Below are 24,489 nucleotides of genomic sequence, written 5' to 3'. Positions count from 1 at the left end.
GGGTGGCCGCAACGGAATGTCCGGGCGGCCATTTGTTTTTTCAAGCCATTCCCGGGTCCGTTGCCCCAAGAAGCTGATGGAGACGGCAATGACGATGAAGGTTCTGGAAAACGGGGCGGAAAGTTTCGTGACCGGGGGTGGCATCACCATCATCCGCGAGCGCCACGACCAGCCCTATGCGGGCGCCATCGACGCCTACGTCGACGGGCTGAACGCTCGCCGCGGCGCGGTGTTTTCCTCGAATTACGAATATCCCGGCCGATACACCCGCTGGGATACCGCCATCATCGATCCGCCGCTGGTCATCTCGGCGCGCGGCCGCGCTGTCCGCATCGAGGCGCTGAACGGTCGTGGCGAGGTGCTGTTGCCGGTCATCGGCAAGACGCTAGGCAGCCTGGCCGATGTCACCATCGCCGAGAACTCGCAGAAACTGATCCGCCTCGACGTCGCCAAACCCGGCCGTGTCTTCACTGAGGAGGAGCGCAGCCGCGTCCCCTCGGTGTTCACGGTGCTGCGCGCCATCACCGCTCTGTTCAAGACCGAGGAAGACGCCAATCTCGGCCTCTACGGCGCCTTCGGCTACGACCTCGCCTTCCAGTTCGACCCGGTCGACTACAAGCTCGAGCGCAAGCAGAGCCAGCGCGACCTCGTCCTGTTCCTGCCTGACGAGATCCTGGTCGTCGACCATTACTCGGCCAAAGCGTGGACCGACCGCTACGACTATTCGGGCGATGGGTTTTCGACGGAAGGTCTGCCGCGCGATGAAATCGCCGAGCCATTCAAGACCGCCGACCGCATCCCGCCGCGCGGTGACCATGAGCCGGGCGAATACGCCAACCTGGTTCGCAAGGCCATGGATTCGTTCAAGCGCGGCGATCTGTTCGAGGTCGTGCCCGGCCAGATGTTCTACGAGCGCTGCGAGACGCAGCCGTCCGAGATTTCGCGCAAACTGAAGTCGATCAACCCCTCGCCCTATTCCTTCTTCATCAATCTGGGCGAAGGCGAATATCTGATCGGCGCCTCCCCGGAAATGTTCGTGCGTGTCAACGGCCGCCGTGTCGAGACCTGCCCGATCTCGGGCACCATCAAGCGCGGCGACGACGCCATTTCGGACTCAGAGCAGATCCTGAAGCTGCTCAACTCCAAGAAGGACGAATCCGAACTCACGATGTGCTCGGACGTCGACCGCAACGACAAGTCGCGGGTCTGCGAGCCGGGTTCGGTGCGCGTCATCGGCCGCCGCCAGATCGAGATGTATTCGCGCCTGATCCACACCGTGGACCACATCGAGGGGCGGCTGCGCGAAGGCATGGATGCCTTCGACGCCTTCCTGTCGCATGCCTGGGCGGTCACCGTCACCGGCGCGCCGAAACTGTGGGCCATGCGCTTCATCGAGCAGAACGAGAAGAGCCCGCGCGCCTGGTATGGCGGTGCGATCGGCATGGTCAATTTCAACGGCGACATGAACACCGGCCTCACCCTTCGCACCATCCGCATCAAGGACGGCATTGCCGAGGTCCGTGCCGGCGCCACTTTGCTCTTCGACAGCATTCCCGAGGAAGAAGAAGCCGAAACCGAACTGAAGGCATCCGCCATGCTCTCCGCCATCCGCGACGCCAAGACAGGCAACTCCGCCAGCACCGAACGCACCACCGCCCGCGTCGGCGACGGCGTCAACATCCTGCTCGTCGACCACGAGGACAGCTTCGTCCACACGCTGGCCAATTATTTCCGCCAGACCGGCGCCAACGTCTCGACCGTACGCACGCCGGTGCCGGAGGAAGTCTTCGACCGGCTGAAGCCCGACCTCGTCGTGCTATCGCCCGGCCCCGGCACGCCGAAGGATTTCGACTGCGACGCCACCATCAAGAAGGCGCGCGCCCGCGAGTTGCCGATTTTCGGCGTCTGCCTCGGCCTGCAGGCACTGGCCGAAGCCTATGGTGGCGAGCTCAGGCAACTGCATGTCCCGATGCATGGCAAGCCGTCGCGCATCCGCGTCTCGAAGCCGGGCATCATCTTCTCCGGCCTGCCCAAGGAAGTCACCGTCGGCCGCTATCACTCGATCTTCGCCGATCCGGTGCGCCTGCCCGATGATTTCATCGTCACGGCCGAGACCGAGGACGGCGTCATCATGGCCTTCGAACACCGCAAGGAACCAATCGCCGCGGTGCAGTTCCACCCGGAATCGATCATGACGCTCGGCCACAATGCCGGCATGCGGATCATCGAGAACATCGTTGCCCACCTGCCGCGCAAGGCCAAGGAAAAGGCCGCCTGACGACCATGGCCGAAACCGAGAACACGATGGCGATCGCGGCCAAGGCCGCGGCGAAGCGCAAGGTCGCCAACCTTGCGTTCTGGTCGATCATCATTGCCGCAGTCGTGCTCGGTCTGAAGCTCGTCGCCTGGTACATCACCGGCTCGGTGGCGCTCTACTCGGACGCGCTGGAATCGATCGTCAACGTCATCGCCTCGATGGCCGCCTTCTGGGCGATCCAGGTCAGCTACAAGCCCGCCGACCAAGATCATCCSTTCGGCCACCACAAGGCCGAGTAYTTCTCGGCKGTGCTSGAAGGCGTGCTGATCGTWCTCGCCGCGCTTTTGATCCTCAACGAGGTCTGGCGMKCCTGGCAGATGCCAGCGCCCATCGAAAAGCCCTGGAACGGCCTGGCGGTCAACGGCATCGCGACGGTGATCAATGCCTTCTGGGCCTGGACGCTGATCCGCGCCGGCAGGGCCGAGAAATCGCCTGCGCTGGTTGCCGACGGCAATCACATCATGACCGATGTGGTGACCTCGATCGGCGTCTTCGGCGGCTTGGTCGGGGCAATCCTCACCGGCTGGCACATCCTCGACCCGGCACTCGCCGTCATCGTGGCGCTGAACATCCTGTGGCAGGGCTGGCACGTCATCGGCTCGTCGATGAACGGCCTGATGGACCGTGCCGTCGACACGCAGGCGCACATGCGCATCCGCGACGTCATCTCGGCCAACTGCAAGGGCGCGCTGGAGGTGCATGATCTGAAGACGCGCATCGCCGGCCGCGCCACCTTCATCGAGTTCCATCTGGTCGTCGACGCCGACATGTCGGTCGGCGCCAGCCATGTTATCTGCGACCGTATCGAGGACGCGTTGAAGGCCGAAATCCCCTCGGTGCGCGTCACCATCCATGTCGAGCCCGACGACGAAGCCAAGTTGCCGAAAGGCACGACGGCCGTGCCGTTCGCCTGAGGTCAGCTCACGGTGCGCAGGCCGATTGCGGCATCGGCTGCAGCCGGTAGACCTTGTCGTCGGATTTCGTCTTGCCGTCGGCGGCCTTCGAACACAGATCGACGATCGCCAGGCTGCTGTTGGGATTGGCCAGCATCATCGTGCCGTTGACGCCGCGCTTGAGGAAAATCTCCTTCTGCGCGATGTCGCAGGAAAAATCGCTCATCTTCGAACTTGCCGCGCAGCGCCACTGGTCGGCCTCGCCCTGGCAGGAATAGGTCTGCGTGACCTTGGCCGATTTCTGCCGCGTGGTGACGGTGACGGCAATGTCGGCACCATCGGGCCAGTTGGCTGCGTCGCCCCCTGAAGCAAAAGATGCCAGCTCCACCGAGCCGCGGAAAACCCGGATCGACTGCGTCAGCTGATCGGGGTGCGAGGCCAGGTGCGACGCGTCGTAGTCGCGCCCATAGCAGAAGGCCTGGTCCGGCTTCAGCCGTTCGCGCAGCGGGGCCCCGAGCGCCGGGTCGATCGGATCGATGCGCGCGAACTCCGCCTTGCAGGTCGCGGCCGGCATCGGGTCGAGGCGGAAATTGTCATCTTCCTTGCCCAGCGCCTGCCTGTCATATTCCGCTGCACCCAGTTCCTCTTCCGACCCGGCATCCAGATAAAGATCGGGCTGCACGTCGGTGAGGATCAGGCTTCCTTTGGCATCGACTTTCAGCGATGCGAGCGTCCGGTCGCAGTCCATGCCGCAATGGATCGGGCCTGATTTGCCGTCTTCGGACTCGTGATTGCACCAGCCGCCGGCCCATTCAGGCGCCTTGGCGCCGCGCACGGTGGTGGCAACGAAGGCATTGTACGATGAGTCAGAATTCGCGGCCGGCTCTTCATTCGGCCGGCTGACCGGATCATGGCCATAGTAGAAGAATATCCGCGCCACCTTCTGCTTCGGATGCGCCTTGAGGTGTGCTGCGTCATAGACGCGGCCGAAACAGGCGTCGGCACCATTGGGGCTGAGTTCGGTGAGCTTCAGCACATCATCGGCCAAGGCCGGGCCGGCCAGCAGGCCGAGCAGCGCGACACCCCAGGCGCCGCCCGCCAATACCTTACAAAGCGTCACGTGACCCCTCCTCCGCATCGACAGGACGTAGCGTCAATTTATGCTAGTATTGCGGCCGCAGCCACGCATTTTGCGGTGCGCCGTCAAGCGGAGGAGATTGCGATGCGCCGGCGCGATATGTTCCGCGCGGTTCTTGCCGGAACCGGAACGTTTCTTGGCCTGCGGGTGGTGCAGGCAGCCGCCACGGAGCCCGCCAGGCAGAAGGTCGTCTATCATCTCAGCGATCTCGACAAGGTCAATTTCGTTCTCGGCAACATCAAGAACCACTATGACGGCACCGGCGGCAATGTCGACATCGTGCTGGTCGTGCATGGTCCAGCCCTTGCCGCCTTCAAGTCCAAAGGCATATCGGCCGCGATTTCCGGCCGCTTCGCCGGCCTGGTGCAGCAGGGGCTCGATCCGCATGCCTGCGCCAACACCATGCAAGGCATGGATATTTCATTGACCGACCTGCTCGACGGTTTCCACGCCGCCGACAAGGGTGGCGTCGTCAAACTCGCGGAATTGCAGGGCCAGGGCTACGCCTATCTGCGCCCGTGAGGCTTGAACATCTGGGCAGCAAAGGCCTACGAAGGACCGGCAGAAATCCCGGAGGACACGCGTGCCAGCCACCACCACACTCAGCATTCCCGATCTCGCCGGCAAGGCGGTACTGGTCACCGGTGCATCGACCGGCATAGGCGCGGCCCTGGCGTTGGCCTACGCCGCGCAGAAATGCCGCGTAGCGCTGCATTACAATTCGAGTCGCGACGCCGCCGAGGCTCTGGCCAAGACCATTGCCGACAAGGGCGGCGAGGTGTTCCTCGTCCAGGGCGATTTCTCGGTTCCCGCCGATGTCGAACGCGTCGTCGAGGACAGCGCGCAGCATTTCGGCCGCCTCGACGGGCTGGTCAACAATGCCGGTGGCATGCTCGGCCGCGTGCCCTATGCCGAGCAGACTGAGGCGCACTACGACGCGGTGATGGACCTCAATGCGCGTTCCGTGCTGACCGCCTCGCGCAAGGCGATCCCGTGGCTGAAGAAACAGGGCGGCTTCATCGTCAACACCTCGTCGATCGCCGCGCGCAACGGCGCCGGCGGCGGCGCCGGCCTCTACGGTTCGGCCAAGGCCTTCGTCTCCAACGTGACGCGCGGCATGGCCAAGGAACTGATCGGCTTCGGCGTCCGCGTCAACGCAGTGGCGCCCGGCACCATTCTCACGCCGTTCCACGAACGCTATTCGACCGACGAGCAGATAAAGGGCATGGTCGCCACCATTCCACAGGGGCGCGCCGGCACTGCGCAAGACTGCGTCGGCGCCTACCTGTTCCTCTCTTCCGACCTTCTGAGCGGCTACATCACCGGCCAGGTGATCGAGGTGAATGGCGGCCAGTTGATGCCTTGACCGGCTATCTGCATACTGACGATCTGCATATCTTGTCGAAAACCTCGAAGGGAGACAAAGGAATGTATGGACTGATCGGCAAGATGCGGGCATCGCGCGGCCAGCGCGACGCGGTCATGGAGGTCCTGCGCGCCAGTACCAGCACCGGCGCCCTGCCGGGTTGCCTGAGCTACATCATTGCCCGCGACCCTGCGGATGCCGATGCGATCTGGGTCACCGAAGTGTGGACCGACGCCGAAAGCCACAAAGCCTCGCTGCAGCTTCCGGAAGTCCAGGCGGCGATCGCCAAGGCGCGGCCGTTCATCGCCGGCTTTGAATTCCAGGTCGAAACGCACCCTGTCGGCGGCTTTGGCCTGGCCGACGGCAAAAAAGCCTAAGCTCACGCGAGGCATCCTTTTTTCGGCGCAGCGGGGTTCGCATCGCCCCGCTTCAAGTCTAAGACCAAGACATGGATTCCCTGGACCAGCCCGTTGTCGAGCGCATGGCGCGGATGCGCAAGGCTTGGCAATGGCTGGCGATCCTGACCGTCTCCGCCCTGTTTGCCGGCGCGCTGGAGCTCGCCGCCCTGCCGGCCGCCCTGCTGATCGGACCGATGCTGGCGGCCATTGTCGCCGGCACCAATAGCGCCACGGTGCGCGTGCCACGTCTTATGTTCGGCGCCGCCCAGGCAATTGTTGGCTGCCTCGTCGCCAGCTCGATCTCGGCCGACATCTTTCCGGTCTTCTATCGGGAATGGCCGCTGTTTCTCGGCGTCGTGGTGGCCACCGTCACCGCCTCCAGCCTGCTCGGCTGGCTGATCAGCCGCTGGCGCATCCTGCCCGGCACCACCGCCGTCTGGGGCTCCTCGCCAGGTGCCGCCACCGCCATGGTGCTGATGGCCGGTGCCTTCGGCGCCGACCAGCGGCTCGTCGCCTTCATGCAATATCTGCGCGTCATCTTCGTCTCGATGACGGCGGCTCTCGTCGCAAAGATGTGGGTCGACACGTCGGGGGTCGAAATCCCGCCCATCATCTGGTTTCCGCTGATCAATCCGCAAACCTTCGCTGCCACCATCGGCATCGCGCTTGTCGGCGGCCTGGCGGGAAAGCTTTGCCGGCTGCCTTCGCCCTACTTTCTCGGCACCTTCATCTTTGGCACCGTCATCCATCTTGGCCTTGGCGTGGAGATGCAGTTGCCGCAATGGCTGCTGGCGGTCAGCTATGCGATGGTCGGCTGGTCGATCGGCTTGAACTTCACCCGGCCGATCCTGCGCCATGCGACGCGCGCCTTGCCGCAGATCATCGCCTCGATCATGGCGTTGATCGCCTTTTGCGGCGGCCTGGCCTTCATGATCAGCCATCTCTTGGGCATCGACCCTTTGACCGCCTACCTGGCGACCAGCCCAGGCGGCATGGACAGCATCGCCATCATTGCCGCCGCCGCGCAGAACGTCGACATCTCCTTCGTCATGGCGCTGCAATCGGCGCGCTTCCTGATCGTGCTGCTGGTCGGCCCGAGCGTGGCGCGGCTGGTGGCGAGAAGCATCAGGGGGTAGCCAACGTTCTGAAATCACAACCAGGTTGCGATTTCACAGCCAGGAAGCCCGTCAGCGGTGCTGCCGTGCAACGGCGCACCGACGTTTCCCGGCCGGCATCACCCGAATATCAATGCGCCCTAATCCAGCCTGTGCATCAGGTCCTCATCCAGCCAGCGGCCGAAGAAATAGACCAGTTGCTTGTGCCACCACGGCCAGTCATGGCTGACATCGCCGCCCCAATAGTCGACCCAGGCGGGAATGGACCTGTCGCGCAGGATCTGTTCCAGCTTGCGCGTCTCGACCAGCATCCGTTCCTCCCAGGCGCCCTGTCCGCAGCAGAAGATCAGCCTGAGCGCCTTCAGGCGGGCAAGCAGTTTAGGGTCGACGATGCCGGGCAGATAGTCGAGCGGTGAGTTGTAGAAGATGTCGCCTTCAAGCGCCTTGCCGAAGAAGTCACGGGCCGAATAGACGCCCGACAGCGAGATGACGCCGCTGGCGAGTTCGGGAAAGCGGAACACGAAGTTCGACGAATGATAGCCGCCCATCGAACAGCCTGTGAACAGCGGCTTCAGCTTGCGCCCGCCATTGGCCTGCGCGGCCGTGGACAGGAATTCCGGCAGCGCCTCCTCGCGCACATAGCGGAAATAGGCCTCGTGCCGGCCGATGCGGTGTGCGGCGTCGGCATGCTTGTCGAAGAAGGATTCCGAATCGATGCCGTCGACCGTGAACAGCTGGATGCGGCCGGTGTCGATGAACTCGGCCAATGCCCCTACCCCGCCGGAATCCTCGAACTGGTAGAACCGCCCTTGCGAGGTCGGGAACACCACCACCGGCCGGCCGGCATGGCCGTAGCGCTTGTATTCCATGTCGCGGCCGAGATTGCGGGCGAAAGTCTTGTGATAGGAAACGTCCATCGCCTCACGCCTTTTCCGCGTGGATGTAGGCGACCGCTTCGCGCAGCGCCGCTTCGTCCTTCGAGCGCATCTGGTAGGCGTAATTTCCCATGGCGCGGCTGAAAACCTCTTCGATGGCCTGATGGTGGACGATCTTGTCGCGATGGGCGGCTAGCACGTCCTCATGGCTGTGCAAATAGCTGAGGCGCCGCTTGCGGCTGGCATAGGCGGTGAAATACTTGCCCTCATAGGGGCCGCCGGCGGCATCTTTGACCACCATGTCGGCCCACGCTGCGTAGACGTCGATGTCGAAGGTGTAGTTGATCGCATCGGTCATCCAGGCGCCAGGCGGACGCATGTTGACCTCCAGCGCGATGACGCGGTCGTCCTTGGTCTCGAACAGCTCGATGTGGAAGAAGCGCTCGCGCACGTCGAACGCCTTCAGGATCTTGCGGCCGGCCTCCTCGACCGCAGGGCTGATCCGCGGAAAACAGGTGTAACTCATGTGGCGGTCCTTGTTGACCACCTCCATGACGCTCTGGTCGTAGCGGTGGCTGGCGGCCAGCACCACCTCGCCATCGCGGTTGACCAGCCCGTCGAAAGTCACCACCAGCCCCTCGATGAACTGCTCCATGACGAAGGTCACATCCTCGGGCTTGTCCCTGAAGAACTGGTCGAGCTCCCCAGAGTTGGAAATCTTGAAGGTGTTCGAGGCGCCAGAGCCGCTATCGGGCTTGACCACCACCGGATAGCCGACGCGGCGGATGAAGGTCATGGCGCCGGCCCGGTCGGAGCATTTGCGTTGCGCGATGGTGTCGACGCCGCTCTTGCGGAAGAAGGCGCGCATGCGGCTCTTGCGCTTCAAATTCTTCACGAAATCGAGCTTGGTGCCGTAGATGTTGAAATCAGTGCGGATGTTGGCTTCCAGCTCCAGCCAGTGTTCGTTGAGCGATTCAAAACGGTCGATACGGCCCCATTTGTGGATGAAATGCCCCATCGCCCGGAACACCGGATCGTAGTCCTCCATGTCGGCAACACGGTAATATTCGCTGAGCGCCGCCTTCAGCTTGCCGTCGAGCGCCTCATAGGGTGCGTCGCCGATACCCAGCACCCTGGCCCCGGCCTTCTTCAACCGGTCGCAGAAATCCGCGCCATTGACGGGAAAGTGCGGCGAGAAGAACACGAAATTCATGGATGACCCCCCCTGCCGATAGTGACCCCGACAGGGCCAAGTCTGGCGCATTTGCTGCGCGTGGGGAAGAGCGCACATGTTAGGGATGATTTCCAACAGAAGCTCGGCCCGCCATGCGGCCCCCACTTGCCTCCCACAAGCCGCTCCTGTATGAGAACCGCCATGAACACGCGCGCCACCAACGCTTCCCGTCCGACCGGTTTTTCCGGCGAGACCGTGCGTGCACTGGCTTCGACCCTGCTTCTTCTCGGCCTTATCGGCGATCGCCGGGTTCGCTGAAGGAGCGCCCGGCGGTCGAACCGCCGCGCAAGCGCATGCTCCTTGGCCAGTCACAAAATTGGCACGTCACATCAAGCGAACGAAATTCTGGTAAAGGCGCCGCTCGCCATCAATCCATCTGAGGGTGGATCCGTGAGCCGCCGGGAGAAACGACGATGAACGCACGAGAAGAAATCCGTCCCGATGCCGCGGTAGCCGGCAAGGATGCGGCAAAGGGCACGCCTGAGGCAGCCCGAGGCATGCCGGACGCGGCGCGCAAATATCAACCCTACCCCACGGTAGGCCTCACCGACCGCACCTGGCCCTCGAAAGTCATCGACAAGGCGCCGATCTGGTGCTCGGTCGACCTGCGCGACGGCAACCAGGCGCTGATCGATCCGATGGGCCATGAGCGCAAGGCGCGCATGTTCGGCCTGCTGCTGGACATGGGCTTCAAGGAGATCGAGATCGGCTTCCCGTCGGCCTCGCAGACCGACTTCGACTTCGCCCGCTGGTGCATCGAGGAAGGCAACGTACCTGCCGATGTCTCGCTGCAGGTGCTCGTGCAGTGCCGGCCCGAACTGATCACCCGCACCTTCGAGGCGCTCAAGGGCGCCACCAACCCGATCGTCCATTTCTACAACTCGACCAGCGAGTTGCAGCGTCGCGTCGTCTTCGAAAAGGACGTCGGCGGCATCAAGCGCATCGCCACCGACGCCGCCAAGATGATCACCGACATGGCGGCCAAGGCCGGCGGCGGGTACCGCTTCGAATATTCGCCGGAGAGCTTTACCGGCACCGAACTCGAAGTGGCGCTGGAGATCTGCAACGCCGTCACCGAGATCGTCAGGCCGACACCCGACAACAAGCTGATCATCAACCTGCCGTCGACGGTCGAGATGTCGACGCCCAACATCTACGCCGACCGCATCGAATGGATGTGCCGCAACCTCGACAACCGCGAGAACCTGCTGGTCTCGCTGCATCCGCACAATGACCGCGGCACCGGCATCGCCACCACCGAGCTCGGCCTGATGGCCGGCGCCGACCGCGTCGAAGGCACGCTGTTCGGCAATGGCGAGCGCACCGGCAATGTCGACATCGTCACGCTGGCGCTCAACATGTACACGCAAGGTGTCGATCCGGGGATCGACTGCTCCGACATCAACCGGATGAAGGATGTCTACGAATATTCGAACCAGTTGAAGATCCCCGAGCGCCATCCCTATGTCGGCGAGCTCGTCTACACTGCCTTTTCCGGCTCGCACCAGGATGCCATCAACAAGGGCATGAAGGCGCTGAAGAAGGCCAACACGAGCCTGTGGGAAGTGCCCTATCTGCCGATCGATCCGGCCGATGTCGGCCGCAGCTACGAAGCGATCATCCGCATCAACTCGCAGTCTGGCAAAGGCGGCATCGCCTATGTGCTGCAGGCCGACCACGGCCTCAACCTGCCGCGCAATTTGCAGATCGAGTTCAGCCAGGAAATCCAGGCGATCACCGATGCCGAGGGCAAGGAAGTGCCGGTCAGGCGCATCTACGAGCGCTTTCTGGAGACCTATGTCGACCAGCCGCGCGCGCGGCTGAAATTCCTCGACCACCACACCTATCCCAGCACCGAGACCAAGGGCCGGCGCGTCGTAGAGGCGGTCATCGTCGACAACGGCAAGGAGGTGACGATTACCGGCACCGGCACCGGCCCGATCGACGGCTTCGTCGATGCACTCTCGCGTCACCTCGGCATCGAGATGTCGGTGCTCGATTATTCCGAGCACTCGATGCAGCGCGGCTCGAACGCCTCGGCCATCTCCTATGTCGAGATGGAACATCCTGATGGCAAGCTGTTCGGCGCCGGCATCAACACCAACATCGTCGCCGCCTCGCTGGAAGCGGTGATGTCGGCGGCGAACCGCATCGTCGTCAAAAAGGCCGGTTGACGCACGACCAGAACGAAGATCGGAACCCTCCCCATTCGGTGATCGGTTCCGATCTTTCGTATCATTAACCACCGAAGAATTATCCGGTGGGGTACGTGATCGCATAATGGGTGAATACTTGTGTGGCGGTGCGGGAACTATATGATCGCGCCTCAACCTGTGCCGACTTCGAGAGGATCGACACTTGCAGCATGCCACGCCTGCCGCCCCCGCAGTGCGCGAGACACTGGAGCGACTTCTTGCCAGCCAGACGTTCGGGCGATCCGAACGCGCGCGCAAGTTGCTCCGCTACCTTGTCGAACGCGAACAAGCCGGCGAAGCCGACAGGCTCAAGGGCTTCTCCATCGCCATGGATGTTTTCGGCAAGGACGGCGATTTCGATCCGGCCACCGACGCCGTGGTGCGGGTTCAGGCGGGCAGGCTGCGCGAACTTCTGCAGCATTATTTTGCCAATGAAGGCGTTGCCGAGCCGGTCCGCATAGCCATTCCGCGCGGCGGCTATGTTCCCGCCTATGAATTGAACGCGATCCGGCTGCCGGCTGGGGCTGTTCCCGAACTCAGGCTGGATGGCGCCACGTCCGCCGATCGGGCCAACGATGCCAGCACGGGCATGCCGGATGCGGTGTCGCCGGCTCTCGCGAAGCCCACCCCCTCGGTGGCGCGCCAACTCCGCTTCTTCTGGATGGCGATCGCCTTGGTCATCGCCATGCTGGGCCTGCTGATCCTTCGTCAGGGCAGCAGCGCCTTGCTGACCGGTGGCGGCGACATGTCGGCGACCCTCGAGACCGCCGGCGCAACCAGCAGCATCGCGCCGTCGGCAACGGCCGACGCCCTGCCGCTCGTCTATATCGACCTCAAGGCCGATGGCGCCGATGCCAGCCGCGTCGCCGCCTCGCTGCGCGCCGGCCTGAGTGGCTTCGATACGATCGACTTCATCGGTCGCGACACACCCACCGATCCGGCTGACGACGCCACCAGCTTCATATTCGACATGCTGCCCGGGCCGAACGCGGGCGATATCACGATCGAACTGCAAAGTATGGCGTCCGGACGGGTGCTTCTGTCGCGCAATCTGACCCCTGCCGACAGCGCACCGGCCGTGGTCGAAGACCGGATCGCCGACATGCTGAGTTCGGCGCTTCCCGCCTCGGGCACGATCTACAACTATATCGAGCAGACCGGTGCCCCAAACGGCCTGACGCAATGCCTGCTGCTCAACGACAAATATTATCTCGACCAGAACGCCAGAACCCATGAAGCTGCCTATCGCTGCCTCGAAGAATTGGCCAATGGCGGAACGAAGTCCTCGCTGGTCTATTCGGAACTGGCGTCTCTGCAACTCGAGGCGGTCTCCGATCACTACGCCTATCCGCCCAATGCAACGATTGAAAAGGCCGTGGAGTTTGCCCATCGCGGCGTCCAGATGGGGCCGACCAGCCCTTATGCGCATCGCTCCTACGGCTATGTCAGTTCGCGTCTCGGCAATACGGACGAAGCGATCCGCTGGATGCGCAAGGCCTATGAACTCAATCCCTACGATCTCGGCATGGCTGCCGCCTACGGCTACGGGCTGATCTTCGCCGGTCGATACGCGGAGGGAACGCCGATCCTGGCCCATGCGGCGGAGACCTTCAGCGGCCACTCGACATGGTGGGACTACGGGCTGTTCGTCGGCGAATTCATGCTCGGCAACACGAACAAGGCGGTCGCGGCCAGCATGGCACTGAGAACGACGGCAACGAAATCGCACTATCTTGCGGCGCGGTTGATCGGTGCGAAGGCTGCCGGACAGGACCATCTGGTCAGCACGCTGCTGGGCGAACTGAACACCCAGTTCCCTAAATTTGCCGCCGATCCGCGCGCGACCTTCGTCGAGCGGAAATATCCGGCCGACCTGACCGACCGGCTGGTCCAGGCTCTGCGCGCCGCAGGGCTCGGCAACGCAAGCTGACACAATCGACATCCACAGATTACGCGCGCCGGGTCTGTCCGCGACCGTACAAATCGCGAAGATTTTACTGGTCATCACGCTAGACTGGGAGCAATTCAGCCACGGTTGGTGTCGCGCATCCTGCAATAACAAAAAAATCAGCTTTCATGACCGCATCGCTTTTTGTCGCCGAACAGGGTGTTGGCTCGAAGGCCATCGTCCTGCTGCATGGTTTCGGCGGCTGCCACGATGTCTGGCGTGAGGTGATTTCTTCCCTGGCGCCTGCCACGCGCACGCTGGCCTATGATCTGCCGGGGCATGGGCTGTCGCTCGATTTTCCCGAAGCCGGTCCAGCCAAGGTGGCGGCTAGGGCCGTGCTGGCTGATCTCTCGGAACGCAGGCTGAAGCGTGTTCATCTCGTGGGCCACTCGATGGGCGGTGCGGTGGCAATGCTGATGGCGCTGGCCGAGCCTGGAAAAGTCGCGTCGCTGACGCTTCTGGCGCCGGGCGGTCTTGGCCCCGAGATCAATGGACCGTTGTTGCGCCGCTATGGCGGCGCAACGAACCGGTCCGAAATCCGCGCCTGCCTTGCCGCCATGTCCGGCCCCCACAACCCGCCCCAGAAGCGTGTCATGGACGTGCTTTGCCGAATGCGCGGACGTCCAGGCCAAGTGCCGAAGCTGGTCGAGATCGCCACCGCCATGACCATGGACGATCGGCAAGGCGTCATCCCGCACGATCGTCTCGACGGATTGAACATGCCGGTGATGGTGGCGTGGGGAACCGACGACGCAGTGTTGCCCTTTACCCAGGCGGATGATCTGCCTGCGCATTTTCATGTCCACCATGTGCTGGAGGTCGGCCATATGCTGGCCGAGGAAGCACCCGACCTCGTCGCCGAGATCATTCGCCGCAACACCAACCGGCGCGCCAGGCCGCTGCGCCAGAAATTCGCTGCTGCTGCCAGCTGACCTTTTTCGCGCACAGCCGCTTACTGAACACGCCTCGATCCCGTTGCTCTCGCCAGTGCATTTTACAGGCGGCTGTGTTAACCCCGTGTTAACCAAACCCGTGAGGCGAACGCCGATGAAGGACGCAGGCGAGAAAACCATCGATCAGTCAAGGAAACTGTCCGATGCCGTCCGTGATGTGAAGAATGCCTTCGCCGACCGCGACGACGTCGTCGTCGACATGCGCGAAGCCCATCGCATGCGCCTCGATCTGCTTGCTGCCGAACTGGCACCGGTTTTTGCCGATGTTCCCGCCGACATGGACAATTTCGACTTTGTCGTCTCGTCCGGCTTGCAGCCACGCCTGTGGATCGACGCCGTCAGCCATGTCGCCATGGGGCGCGATCGCCGCACCTATCGCTTTATCAGGGACACCCGCATCGGCCGGGTGGTGCTTGCCGAATCGACCGACATGAAGCCCGTTGCTGATCAGGTGACGCGCTATGTTGCCGAGCGGATCGTCGAGCGCCAGAAGATGATGGAAGGCGGGGTCGAGCCGGCCGTCGCCGGCATGAAACGCACCGATGTGTCGGAAGCCGAACCGCCACTGCGCTCGAAGACGCGCAGCAAGGCCTGGTCGGCGTTTCTGTCGGGCCTTGGCCTGGTCGCCGCCGGCGCTCTGGTCGGACTTGTGGTGTCGGTCATCCTGTTGTGGGACCGCATTGTGGCCATGGTTCTCAACGTGCGGCCATAGCCGCACCGGCCTCCGCGCCAAGCTCCAGCGTCTGCAGATCGGATGGCGGTATGGACGGCCCGGTCAGGCCGCGCCGTGTCAGCCGGATCCGCCAATTGCCCTTTTCGCCATCGATGTCCAACAGATTGTACTGCGCCGCCGGGTGCTTGCCGCCCGGCGCCTGGCCGGCGGCGGCAACGCCGACCACAGGAACCTTGGCGCCCCGGTTGCCGATGAAGAACAGCGACGGCAGATGCGAATGGCCGTGCAGGACAAGCTCGGCGCCATGGCGGCGAATGATCTTGTGGAAGCGGGCAATGCCGAACAGCCGCTTGTGCTGCGAGACCGCGCCGCGCACCGGCGGATGATGGATCATGATCGCGCGAAACAGCCCTTGCCCGGCCGTGGCGTCGAGCAGCTTGCCAAGCCGCTTCGCCTGACCCTCCATGAAGAAGCCATTGGCCATGAACGGCGCCGTGGCACGCGCTGTCGAGATGCCGATCAGCGCGATATCGCCGCGCACGCGCAGATAGGGGAATGCGTTGCGGTCGACCGGCGTGTTGACACCGTCGCCACTCATCCACGCCGCCCAGGACCGGCAGACCTTGTCGAAGGCGCCGGGAACATAGGCATCGTGGTTTCCAGGAACGACCGAGACATCCTGCGGCGATCCCAGCGTTTCCAGCCAGTGCCTGGCCATCTCGATCTCGCCGTCGAGCGCCAGATTGACCAGGTCACCGGTGACGGCGAGGTGGTCAGGCGCGTTCGCCTTGATGTCGGCGACGATCGCGTCGATGACGGCATCATGCATATGGCGGCGGCGGTTGCGCTGCCAGTTGACGTAGCCGAGCACGCGCTTGGAGGCGAGATCGCGATAGGATACATCGGGGAGCGGCCCCAGATGGACATCGGAAATATGCGCGAGCCTGAACATCCATCCTTCATATGCGACGCGCCCCCCGCTTTCCACCACGGTTTCGCACCTGATGCAGACTGATCCGGAGAAGACCTTCCGTCAGACCGGTTGGGCGGGCCTCCGGGCCCGGTTGTTCCATCTCTATTTCGTGCTGCGGCGGCCGATGACGCTCGGCGTGCGCGGTCTGGTCCACGACACGGCATCCAATTCCGTCTTCCTCATTCGCCACACCTATGTGCCGGGCTGGCAGCTTCCCGGCGGCGGCGTCGAAGTTGGCGAGACGCTTGGTGAGGCACTGGCGCGCGAACTGGCCGAGGAAGGCAATATCGCACTGACGTCGCCGCCGGCGCTGAGGTCGATGCATTTCAACCGTCGCGCCAGCCGGCGCGACCATGTCGGTTTCTATCTGATCGAGCATTTCAGTCAGACGGCGCCGAAGCTGCCGGACCACGAGATCGCCGAGTCCGGCTTCTTTCCCCTGGACCGTTTGCCGGAAGGCACGACACCAGCGACCCTACGGCGGATCGCCGAGGTTTTTGGCGGCGAGCAGCGATCGCCCTACTGGTAGATCACGCCGCCTTCTTAAACCGTCCCCGGTCATGCCGCGCGTCATAGTCCAGTTCCGGCCCTACCGGCACGATCCGCGTCGGGTTGATCGTCTCGTGGCTGCCGTAATAATGCGACTTGATGTGGTTGAGGTTCACGGTCCCGGCGACGCCCGGCACCTGATAGAGGTCGCGCAGATAGTTGGACAGGTTCGGGTAGTCGGCGATGCGGCGCAGATTGCATTTGAAATGGCCGACATAGACCGGGTCGAAGCGCACCAGCGTGGTGAACAGCCGCCAGTCGGCTTCGGTGATGTGATCGCCCACCAGATAACGTTGCCTTGAAAGGCGGCCTTCCAACGTGTCGAGTGCCGCGAACAGTTCGCTGAACGCTTCCTCATAGGCGCCTTGCGTGGTGGCGAAGCCGGCGCGATAGACGCCGTTGTTGACGGCGGGATAGACCAGCGCGTTGATCGCATCGATCTCGCCGCGCAGCGCCTTGGGATAGAAATCGAGGCTGGCATCGCCCCATTCGTCGAAGGCCGAATTCAGCATCCGGATAATCTCGGGGGATTCGTTGGAGACGATGGTCTGCTCCTTTTTGTCCCATAGCACCGGCACCGTCACGCGGCCGGAATAGGCAGGATCGGCCTTGGTGTAGATCTGGTGCAGAAAATCGAGGCCGTAGAGCGTGTCGCCGGTCGCGCCATCCTGCGCCACAAACGTCCAGCCATTGGCGCCCATGAAATGATGCACCACCGACGCCGAAATGATGCCTTCCAGCTTCTTCAGCGCGCGAAAGATCAGCGTCCGGTGCGCCCATGGGCAAGCGAGCGACACATAGAGGTGATAACGGCCGGGCTCCGCTTTGAAGCCGCGGCTGCGGCCCGCAGGCGGCGTCCCATCGCGAGTGATCCAGTCGCGCCACTGCGATTGCGTCCGCACGAACTTGCCTCCGCTGTCCTTGGTGTCATACCAGCGGTCCTGCCATTTGCCTTCGACCAGCAATCCCATCGCATGTCCTTTCCTGCTTCCCTGACATGTAGGGCACGAAGCCACGCCGTGGAATCACCTGGTGCTGAACAGACCGTCAAGCGGTCGGGTGGACCATCAAGCCGCCGATTGCAGCGGCAGGAAATTGATGCTAGCGGACAATCCGCATGTTCGACTTTGCTTTGATCCGGTTTGACCGACGACGAAAGGGCGCCCGCGCTTGATGAAGCGCTGACTGGCGAATGCTGCCGTTTGCAGCAAACCTTTCCTCCCTATCGGAACGCAAAGACCATGAGCCTTGCCGACGTGAAATACCTGCCGGAAACCCCGGCGCATGACCTCCAGATCGAAGCCATCAACGACGAAGCCTTCGGGCCCGGCCGTTTCGTGCTGGCCGCCTACAAGATCCGCGAGGCCGGCGGGCACGAACGCTCGCTGTCGTTCGTCGCCGTCGACGGAGACCTCGTCGTCGCCTCGGTGCGCATGACCCGCATCGCCGCCGGTGCCGGCCGCGCATTGATGCTCGGACCGCTTGCGGTGCGGCCAGCCTTCAAGAACCTCGGCATCGGTCGTCGGTTGGTGGCGATCGCGCTGGAGGCGGCCGCCAAGGCCGGTGCGCCAGCCGTGATGCTGGTTGGTGACGAGCCCTACTACGGACCGCTCGGTTTCAAGCGCATTCCGCGCGGCCAGATATCGATGCCGCGCCCCGTCGATCTTGACCGGCTGCTGTCGCATGAGATCGCGCCGGGCGCGGTTGCCAGGCTTTCGGGCGAGGTCTGCCACGCCGATCAGGCCAGGGTTGGCGACCATATCGCAGCGATGGCTTGACCTTCCCCGCCGATCTGGCGCCTGATCCGTCCCACTGTTCCTGAGATTAAAAGGATGTCGGCATGAACCCGAATGGCCAGATCGCGATCATTACCGGCGGCGGCTCCGGTCTTGGCGAGGCAACGGCGCGCGCGCTGGCCGCCAAGGGCGCCCGCGTCGCCATCTTCGATGTCGGTATCGATCGCGCGGCGAAGGTCGCGGCCGAGATCGGCRGTATTGCCGTTCAGTGCGACGTCAGCAACGCCGATAGTGGGACTGCCGCTCTCGCCGAGGTCGCGGCTAAGCTTGGCGAGCCGCGTATCCTGGTCAATTGCGCAGGCATCGCCATCGGCGTGAAGACGATCGGCAAGGATGGCCCGCATCCGCTCGATCAATACCGCAAGGTGATCGAGGTCAATCTGATCGGCACGTTCAACATGATCCGCCTCGTTGCCGACCGTGCCGCGAAGCTCGATCCGCTGCAAGGCGGCGAGTGTGGCGTCATCGTCAACACCGCCTCGGTCGCCGCCTATGACGGCCAGATCGGCCAGGCCGCCTATGCAGCCTCCAAGGGCGGCGTCGTCGGCATGACACTGCCGGTGGCGCGCGATCTCGCCCGTTCCGGCATCCGCGTCTGCACCATCGCGCCCGGCATCTTCAAGACGCCGATGATGGCCGGCATGCCGCAGGACGTGCAGGATTCGCTGGGCGCCGCCGTGCCATTCCCGTCCCGTTTGGGCGAGCCATCCGAATATGCGGCGCTTGCCCTGCACATCATCGAGAACCAGATGTTGAATGGCGAGACCATTCGTCTCGACGGCGCCATTCGCATGGCGCCGAAATAGCCGGTCGTGAGCGCCGGTCTGTCAGCTGCCGGGAAGACCGGTCCACTCGCCGGACTGAAGGTGATCGAGATGGCCGGGCTTGGTCCCGTGCCGCTGGCCGGCCTGATGCTGTCGGAGATGGGCGCCGAAGTGTTGCGCGTCGAACGGGCCGGGGCGAGCCGGCCTCTCCCGTCGATGTCGGATGAATACAACATCGACCGTCACGGCCGCGCCATCCTGCGCCTCGACCTGAAACGCCGGGAAGGCACCGATCTGATGCTGCGCCTTGCCGAAAGGGCGGACATGTTGCTCGAAGGGTTTCGCCCCGGTGTCATGGAGCGGCTGGCGCTCGGTCCGGAAGCGGTGCTGGCGCACAATCCGGCGCTGATCTACGGCCGCATGACCGGCTTCGGCCAGGACGGGCCGCTCGCGGGCCGCGCCGGCCATGACATCACCTACCTTGCCTATTCGGGCCTGCTGCACGCAGTTGGCCACGACGGCGGCCGTCCTGTCCCACCGCTGAACCTCATCGCCGACTATGCTGGCGGCGCCATGATGCTGGTCGCCGGCGTGCTGGCCGCCCTTTTCCAACGTTCGCGCACGGGCAAGGGCGAGGTCATCGACGCCGCGATGGTCGAAGGCGCCTCGATGCTGGCGGTACCCTTGCATGCGCTCATGGCGGCCGGCTTGTGGAGCGACAGGCGCGGCGCGAACCTGCTCGATTCCGGCGCCCCCTTCTACGACACCTATGAGACATCAGACGGACGCCATGTCGCCATCGGCTGCCTTGAGCCGCAATTCTTCGCCGAATTCGCCAGTTTCCTGCCGCTCGACGAGCCCTTTGTACGCGGCCAGTATGACAAGGCACTGTGGCCGCCGATGCGCGCGGCCATTGCCGACCGGGTCCGGCAGAAATCGCGTGACGACTGGGACCGGCTGTTTGCCGAAACCGATGCCTGCGTTGCCCCCGTCCTGTCGCTGCAGGAGGCGAAGCATCACCCACACAATCGGGCGCGCAACGCCTTTGTAGCGGCGGGTGGATTTGAGCGCCCGGCCCCGGCGCCGCGTTTCTCCGGCTCGCGGCCGACAGTTGCGACAAAGCCCGCCGACAACGATCTCGTCCCGTCGACAGTGCTTGAACGTTTCGGGTTTTCGAAAAACGAGATTGACGACCTTGTCAAATCCGGTTTGTTTGACAGATAAGCGGAGAAGGACGATCAACTTATTGTGGTGATGCCTTTGGACGAACCGAAGAAGGACGTGATCCGCGAGACGGATGCCGAGGCGATCCGAATGGCCAAGACACTTCTGCGCAGCGCCCGCTTTGGTGCGCTGGCGGTGATCGAACCTGAGACAGGTTCGCCCCTGGCCAGCAGGGTCGGCGTGGCCACCGACATCGACGGCGCGCCGCTGATCCTTGTCTCGATGCTCTCGGCGCACACCGGCGCGTTGCTTGCCGATGCACGCTGTTGCCTGTTGCTTGGCGAACCCGGCAAGGGCGACCCGCTGGCGCACCCGCGCCTGTCACTGGTCTGCCAGGCGAAACGGCTTGAGCGCGGATCGAGCGAGCACGCCCGTTGCGAGCGCCGTTATCTCAACCGCAATCCCAAGGCGAAACTCTACGCCGGTCTCGGCGACTTTTCGATCTTCCGCCTCGAGCCGCAACGCGCCAACCTCAACGGCGGCTTCGGCAAGGCCTATCAGCTCGATCGACCGGATCTGCTCACCAGTGGACCGATCGTCGAGGAGCTTGCGGCGACCGAACAATCCGCCATCGGCCATATGAACGCCGACCATCTCGACGCGATTGCCGTTTATGCACAGCATTTCGCGAAAGTGTCCGACAACGGCTGGATTATTGCCGGATTCGATGCCGATGGTATGGATCTGGTGTCGGGTGACGATGTTTGCCGGGTTTTCTTCCCGAAAACTTTGCAGGCGGCACGCGAATTGCGGCCTGTTCTGGTCGAAATGGCCAGAAACGGACGGGCCGCGGCCGACACGGAGACTGGGCTTAATTACATTAGATAAAAAGCAACACTTGAGATTTGAACGAAATGCTCTACCTTTTGTCAGTGACGCTGAATCGCAGCGGCTATACGCAACTGAGTTTATGGAATCAGATGCCATTGCCCCCATGGCGTCAGGATGATCAAAAAGCATGGGGGATCGATGGTCTCGTCTAAGCTAATCGCAAATGCCGGATTGGCAGCCGAATTTCTCATGCTGATGGGCAATGAGAAACGGCTGTTGATCATGAGCCATCTGATCGACGGTGAAATGTCGGTCGGCTCCATCGCCGAAAAGGTGATGCTCAGCCAATCCGCCCTGTCGCAGCATCTGGCCAAGTTGCGGGCGCTGGACCTCGTCGACACCCGTCGCGATCGGCAGATGATCTACTATTCCTGCAAATCCGATGCCGTGCGCGAACTGCTCGGCATGCTGGACGGCATTTTCGGCAGCGGCAAGGAGGACCTCTCCCAGATGGCGCACCGTTTGCGCCGCGCCGGAACCTGACCGTCCTGTAGCCACTTACCTCGCAACGCTTTCAGGGCGATGTGCGTCCATCCGGGCGCACAGAGGTGGCTGATCGTCCTGAATTGTCGCATCGTGGTTCCCAGCCGACGGTGAGCGCCGGCAATCCGTGCGGATTTTCGGGCGGCTGCGGTGACCGCGAGGAACGCATGGATCCCATTCGCATCGACGACTCGCAAGACCCGCGCGTTGCCGCCTATCTGGATATCCGCGAGCGTGACCTCGCCGGTCGGCAAGGYCGCTTCGTCGCCGAAGGCAAGGTGGTGCTCGACCTGCTGCTCTCGTCTGGGCGTTTTGGCGCCGAATCGGTGCTGGTCCTGGAAAACCGGCTGGCCGGCCTCGAAGGCATCCTGAGCAAGGCGCCGGCGGACCTGCCGGTCTATGTCGCCACCGGTGCGGTGATGGATGCAATCGCCGGGTTTCATATGCATCGCGGCATCCTGGCCATCGGTCGCAAGGGGACACCGCAATCCGCCGAGGCCTTGCTCGATGCCTTGCCGGCCCAGGCGCTGATCGTGGTGCTTGTCGGCATCGCCAACCACGACAATATGGGTTCGATCCTTCGCAACGCCGCCGCCTTTGGCGCCGATGCGGTGCTCATGGATGCGACATGCTGCGATCCGCTCTATCGCAAGGCGATCCGGGTTTCCGTCGGTGCGGCGCTCAAAATTCCCTTCGCGTCGTTCACCGACGCCGCCGGCTTCACGGCAACGCTTGACCGCCGCGGTTATGGCCAGTTTGCGCTGTCGCCGGGCGGGCACACCGACATTCGCGATGCGCGGCGGAGCGAGCGCCTTGCGCTCTATCTCGGCACCGAGGGCGAAGGGCTGCCCGAAAGCCTCGCGCGCTTGCAAACGGTGCGGATCACCATGTCGGAGGGTTTCGACAGCCTGAACGTCGCAGCGGCGTCAGCCATCGCGCTGCATCATTTCTCGGCAAACAGGAACTGATTTCAGCTTGCTGCGTCCGCTTCCTGCAGCGCCCGCACGCGATCTGCAAGGCTGCGCTCACCGTTGCCGGAGCGTGCATCCGAAGGTACTGCCAATGCCTTGGCGATCGGCGAATCAGGTCCCTCGAGCTTGGCCGTAAGATGGACCACCTCCGCTGCCAGTTCGTTCATCTGCTCGCGCAAGGCGGAGCTGCCATCCGCGGGATTGGACACGACCAGCGCGGTGAGATCCGCCTTCAGCTGCTTGTTCTCGCGCGCCAGCACCGTCAGCCTCGCCTCGAGCCGCTCACGGTCGCCGTCGAGCTTGGCGATTGCCTTGTCGACGTCATCGCTCTTGGCGACATCGCCGCCCCTGCCGACCAGCCGCAGAGCCGGCGTGCTATCCTCGGCTTTCGACTTTTCTCGCAGCCGCGCCAGTTCCTTTTCGCGGCGGTCGAGCTTGTCTTCGCGATCGGCAAGAGTGGCCAGCAGCCGTTCGACCTTCTTGTCGAGGTCAGCGGTCTTTTTCTTCTCGGCTTTCACGGCATCGCGCGCAGCCTTGCTTTCGGCCGCGATCTCTTGGCCGCGCCTGTCCGCCTCCTTGCGCTGGCCGCGCAGCAACGCAATGTCGCTCGCAAGTTTCTGCATCTCGGATTCGCGCGCCACGAGTTCGATCTGCCGGCTGCTGGAGGAGAAGCTCGCGTCGTCATACATGCTCTCCAGCTTTTCAAGCTCGAGCGCGCGCTTCTCCAGCTTGCGTTCAGTTTCCTTGAGCCGGTCCGACAGACGAAGTAACTCGTCCTCGCGCTGCCGCAGCATTTCGCTCTTGGCCCCCAGTTCGCTCAGTACCTGGTTCTTCTCCATGCGCTCGATCGCCAGGCCCTTCATCGCCTCGTGGCCGCGACTGATCTCGACGAGCTGTTCGGCCACCTTCTCGCGCAACGCCTTGACGCTGATTTCGAGGCGGCGCGTCGACATGGCGTACTCGGCGCGAACGCGATCCTTGTCGGCCAGGATCTCGGTTTGCGTCAGAGGTATCGAGGCTTCGATGCGCTTGCGCGTCAGGGCGACGGCGCGGCGCCATATGGCCGGAGCAATCATAAGCGCCAGGAAGCCGGCGCAGAGAAAGCCGAGGACGAAGAACAGGACCGATTGGACCAAGTGACTACCCGTTGTGGACGGCAACCGCTAATGCTGGACTGTGCCACGTTGACATGGCGGAAATCCAGCGTTGCGGCAAGGCTATGCCGCAACGGAACGGGATTAGCTCAGAACGGATTCCACGTGGCGCGTTCGGTGAGCTTCAGATAGCCGAGATTGACGCCGAGCCGGGCACCGACGCCGGTGCGGATCGGCACCAAAAGCACATTGTTGTTCTTCAGCACGTTGAAGCCGACGCCGGCCACCACATAGGCCGAACCGGCGACGCCGCCATAGCGGTTGTAGAGGTTGCTCACATCGTCGAGATTGTAGACCAGCATCATCACCCGCGACCCCTCGCCGCCGAAATCCCAGCCGAGCGACGGGCCTTGCCAGAACACTTTGTGATCGCCGGCATTCTTGGTGTAGAGCGTGCCTTCGCCATAGGTCAGGCCGCCGATCAGCGCGCCCGAGCCCTCTTCGCCCAGCAGATAGCCGTTGGGCAGTCCGTAGGAAGCAAAAATCTTCTCGATAACCGTGGCCAGCCCGCCCGACGTCGCGCCGAAGAACTTGTGCCCGGAATCGACAATCTCCTGAGCGGTGTATTCCTGGGCCCGCAGGGCCGAAGTCGAGAAGACGAGAACGCCCATGAGCGCTATCGCCATCGAGATGACACGG

General features: G+C 63.3%; 24 protein-coding genes. 17 read left to right on the top strand and 7 right to left on the bottom strand.

The annotated features are described in order from the left end of the window. Positions 1 to 88 precede the first annotated feature (88 nt). Positions 89 to 2,278: an anthranilate synthase gene (locus tag AC1DZP_RS04040; protein WP_477300276.1), complete on the top strand. Its 2,190-nt coding sequence runs from the start codon at positions 89 to 91 to the stop codon at positions 2,276 to 2,278. A gap of 5 nt (positions 2,279 to 2,283) precedes the next feature. Beyond that, complete coding sequence (locus AC1DZP_RS04035) at positions 2,284 to 3,231, top strand: cation diffusion facilitator family transporter (protein ID WP_477300274.1); 948 nt, start codon at positions 2,284 to 2,286, stop codon at positions 3,229 to 3,231. Positions 3,232 to 3,238: 7 nt separating this feature from the next. Here the strand turns inward: AC1DZP_RS04035 and AC1DZP_RS04030 are convergent, their stop codons facing one another. Beyond that, positions 3,239 to 4,330, bottom strand: a complete 1,092-nt coding sequence (locus tag AC1DZP_RS04030) for a hypothetical protein (RefSeq protein ID WP_477300272.1) — start codon at positions 4,328 to 4,330, stop codon at positions 3,239 to 3,241. A gap of 102 nt (positions 4,331 to 4,432) precedes the next feature. Between AC1DZP_RS04030 and AC1DZP_RS04025 the strand changes: the two genes are divergently transcribed. From AC1DZP_RS04025 to AC1DZP_RS04010, 4 genes are all read left to right on the top strand, one after another. Next, positions 4,433 to 4,870, top strand: coding sequence for a DsrE family protein (locus AC1DZP_RS04025; RefSeq protein ID WP_477300270.1), 438 nt, complete (start codon positions 4,433 to 4,435; stop codon positions 4,868 to 4,870). 61 nt (positions 4,871 to 4,931) lie between these two features. Beyond that, positions 4,932 to 5,714 carry an SDR family NAD(P)-dependent oxidoreductase gene (locus AC1DZP_RS04020; protein ID WP_477300268.1) on the top strand — a complete coding sequence of 261 codons (783 nt, stop codon included), beginning with the start codon at positions 4,932 to 4,934 and terminating at the stop codon, positions 5,712 to 5,714. Between the two features lie 62 nt (positions 5,715 to 5,776). Then, on the top strand, positions 5,777 to 6,091 hold the full coding sequence (locus AC1DZP_RS04015) for a putative quinol monooxygenase (protein ID WP_184874721.1): 315 nt from the start codon (positions 5,777 to 5,779) through the stop codon (positions 6,089 to 6,091). Positions 6,092 to 6,162: 71 nt separating this feature from the next. Next, complete coding sequence (locus AC1DZP_RS04010; RefSeq protein WP_477300266.1) at positions 6,163 to 7,248, top strand: AbrB family transcriptional regulator; 1,086 nt, start codon at positions 6,163 to 6,165, stop codon at positions 7,246 to 7,248. A gap of 119 nt (positions 7,249 to 7,367) precedes the next feature. Here AC1DZP_RS04010 and AC1DZP_RS04005 read toward each other — a convergent pair whose 3' ends face one another. Then, positions 7,368 to 8,144 carry an esterase family protein gene (locus AC1DZP_RS04005; RefSeq protein ID WP_095090797.1) on the bottom strand — a complete coding sequence of 259 codons (777 nt, stop codon included), beginning with the start codon at positions 8,142 to 8,144 and terminating at the stop codon, positions 7,368 to 7,370. Between the two features lie 4 nt (positions 8,145 to 8,148). Beyond that, complete coding sequence (locus AC1DZP_RS04000; protein ID WP_477300264.1) at positions 8,149 to 9,315, bottom strand: ATP-grasp domain-containing protein; 1,167 nt, start codon at positions 9,313 to 9,315, stop codon at positions 8,149 to 8,151. A 434-nt stretch (positions 9,316 to 9,749) separates the two neighbouring features. On the opposite strand from AC1DZP_RS04000, the gene leuA reads away from it, so the two are divergent. The 4 genes from leuA to AC1DZP_RS03980 all read left to right on the top strand — a co-directional run bounded on the left by leuA (position 9,750) and on the right by AC1DZP_RS03980 (position 15,144). Beyond that, positions 9,750 to 11,510, top strand: a complete 1,761-nt coding sequence (leuA, locus tag AC1DZP_RS03995; RefSeq protein ID WP_095090795.1) for a 2-isopropylmalate synthase — start codon at positions 9,750 to 9,752, stop codon at positions 11,508 to 11,510. A 184-nt stretch (positions 11,511 to 11,694) separates the two neighbouring features. Then, positions 11,695 to 13,461 (top strand): tetratricopeptide repeat protein, encoded by a 1,767-nt coding sequence (locus tag AC1DZP_RS03990; RefSeq protein ID WP_477300261.1) that lies wholly within the window; start codon positions 11,695 to 11,697, stop codon positions 13,459 to 13,461. A gap of 146 nt (positions 13,462 to 13,607) precedes the next feature. Further along, positions 13,608 to 14,411 (top strand): alpha/beta fold hydrolase, encoded by an 804-nt coding sequence (locus AC1DZP_RS03985; protein ID WP_477300259.1) that lies wholly within the window; start codon positions 13,608 to 13,610, stop codon positions 14,409 to 14,411. Positions 14,412 to 14,526: 115 nt separating this feature from the next. Continuing rightward, positions 14,527 to 15,144, top strand: coding sequence for a hypothetical protein (locus AC1DZP_RS03980; protein ID WP_477300257.1), 618 nt, complete (start codon positions 14,527 to 14,529; stop codon positions 15,142 to 15,144). On the opposite strand, the gene AC1DZP_RS03975 is transcribed toward AC1DZP_RS03980, so the two are convergent. Beyond that, positions 15,128 to 16,057 carry a metallophosphoesterase family protein gene (locus AC1DZP_RS03975; protein ID WP_477300255.1) on the bottom strand — a complete coding sequence of 310 codons (930 nt, stop codon included), beginning with the start codon at positions 16,055 to 16,057 and terminating at the stop codon, positions 15,128 to 15,130. The genes AC1DZP_RS03980 and AC1DZP_RS03975 overlap by 17 nt on opposite strands. Positions 16,058 to 16,109: 52 nt before the next feature. Here AC1DZP_RS03975 and AC1DZP_RS03970 point away from each other — a divergent pair, with 52 nt between their 5' ends. Beyond that, complete coding sequence (locus AC1DZP_RS03970; protein WP_477300253.1) at positions 16,110 to 16,607, top strand: NUDIX domain-containing protein; 498 nt, start codon at positions 16,110 to 16,112, stop codon at positions 16,605 to 16,607. 1 nt (position 16,608) lies between these two features. Here the strand turns inward: AC1DZP_RS03970 and AC1DZP_RS03965 are convergent, their stop codons facing one another. Beyond that, positions 16,609 to 17,598 (bottom strand): glutathione S-transferase family protein, encoded by a 990-nt coding sequence (locus AC1DZP_RS03965; protein ID WP_477300251.1) that lies wholly within the window; start codon positions 17,596 to 17,598, stop codon positions 16,609 to 16,611. 270 nt (positions 17,599 to 17,868) lie between these two features. Here AC1DZP_RS03965 and AC1DZP_RS03960 point away from each other — a divergent pair, with 270 nt between their 5' ends. The 6 genes from AC1DZP_RS03960 (at position 17,869) to AC1DZP_RS03935 (ending at position 22,693) form a co-directional block, all read left to right on the top strand. Then, positions 17,869 to 18,405, top strand: coding sequence for a GNAT family N-acetyltransferase (locus AC1DZP_RS03960; RefSeq protein WP_095091689.1), 537 nt, complete (start codon positions 17,869 to 17,871; stop codon positions 18,403 to 18,405). Between the two features lie 62 nt (positions 18,406 to 18,467). Then, positions 18,468 to 19,229 (top strand): 3-hydroxyacyl-CoA dehydrogenase, encoded by a 762-nt coding sequence (locus AC1DZP_RS03955; protein WP_477300250.1) that lies wholly within the window; start codon positions 18,468 to 18,470, stop codon positions 19,227 to 19,229. 6 nt (positions 19,230 to 19,235) lie between these two features. After that, positions 19,236 to 20,411 (top strand): CaiB/BaiF CoA transferase family protein, encoded by a 1,176-nt coding sequence (locus AC1DZP_RS03950; RefSeq protein ID WP_477300248.1) that lies wholly within the window; start codon positions 19,236 to 19,238, stop codon positions 20,409 to 20,411. 30 nt (positions 20,412 to 20,441) lie between these two features. Further along, positions 20,442 to 21,239, top strand: a complete 798-nt coding sequence (locus AC1DZP_RS03945; protein WP_477301146.1) for a HugZ family pyridoxamine 5'-phosphate oxidase — start codon at positions 20,442 to 20,444, stop codon at positions 21,237 to 21,239. 141 nt (positions 21,240 to 21,380) lie between these two features. Beyond that, positions 21,381 to 21,725: an ArsR/SmtB family transcription factor gene (locus AC1DZP_RS03940; RefSeq protein ID WP_477228332.1), complete on the top strand. Its 345-nt coding sequence runs from the start codon at positions 21,381 to 21,383 to the stop codon at positions 21,723 to 21,725. A gap of 167 nt (positions 21,726 to 21,892) precedes the next feature. Next, complete coding sequence (locus AC1DZP_RS03935) at positions 21,893 to 22,693, top strand: TrmH family RNA methyltransferase (RefSeq protein ID WP_477300246.1); 801 nt, start codon at positions 21,893 to 21,895, stop codon at positions 22,691 to 22,693. A 2-nt stretch (positions 22,694 to 22,695) separates the two neighbouring features. Here the strand turns inward: AC1DZP_RS03935 and AC1DZP_RS03930 are convergent, their stop codons facing one another. Together AC1DZP_RS03930 and AC1DZP_RS03925 are read right to left on the bottom strand one after the other, a co-directional pair. After that, the gene (locus tag AC1DZP_RS03930) at positions 22,696 to 23,832 is read right to left on the bottom strand and encodes a coiled-coil domain-containing protein (RefSeq protein WP_477300244.1); all 1,137 of its coding nucleotides are present in this window, start codon (positions 23,830 to 23,832) and stop codon (positions 22,696 to 22,698) included. Between the two features lie 107 nt (positions 23,833 to 23,939). Further along, positions 23,940 to 24,476, bottom strand: a complete 537-nt coding sequence (locus tag AC1DZP_RS03925; RefSeq protein ID WP_246461785.1) for a DUF1134 domain-containing protein — start codon at positions 24,474 to 24,476, stop codon at positions 23,940 to 23,942. Between the last annotated feature and the right edge of the window lie 13 nt (positions 24,477 to 24,489).

The organism is Mesorhizobium sp. P2_F8 (genome assembly GCF_056403655.1).
The sequence above is the reverse complement of the archived record's forward strand: the minus strand, read 5'-3'. Positions and strand labels throughout refer to the sequence as shown.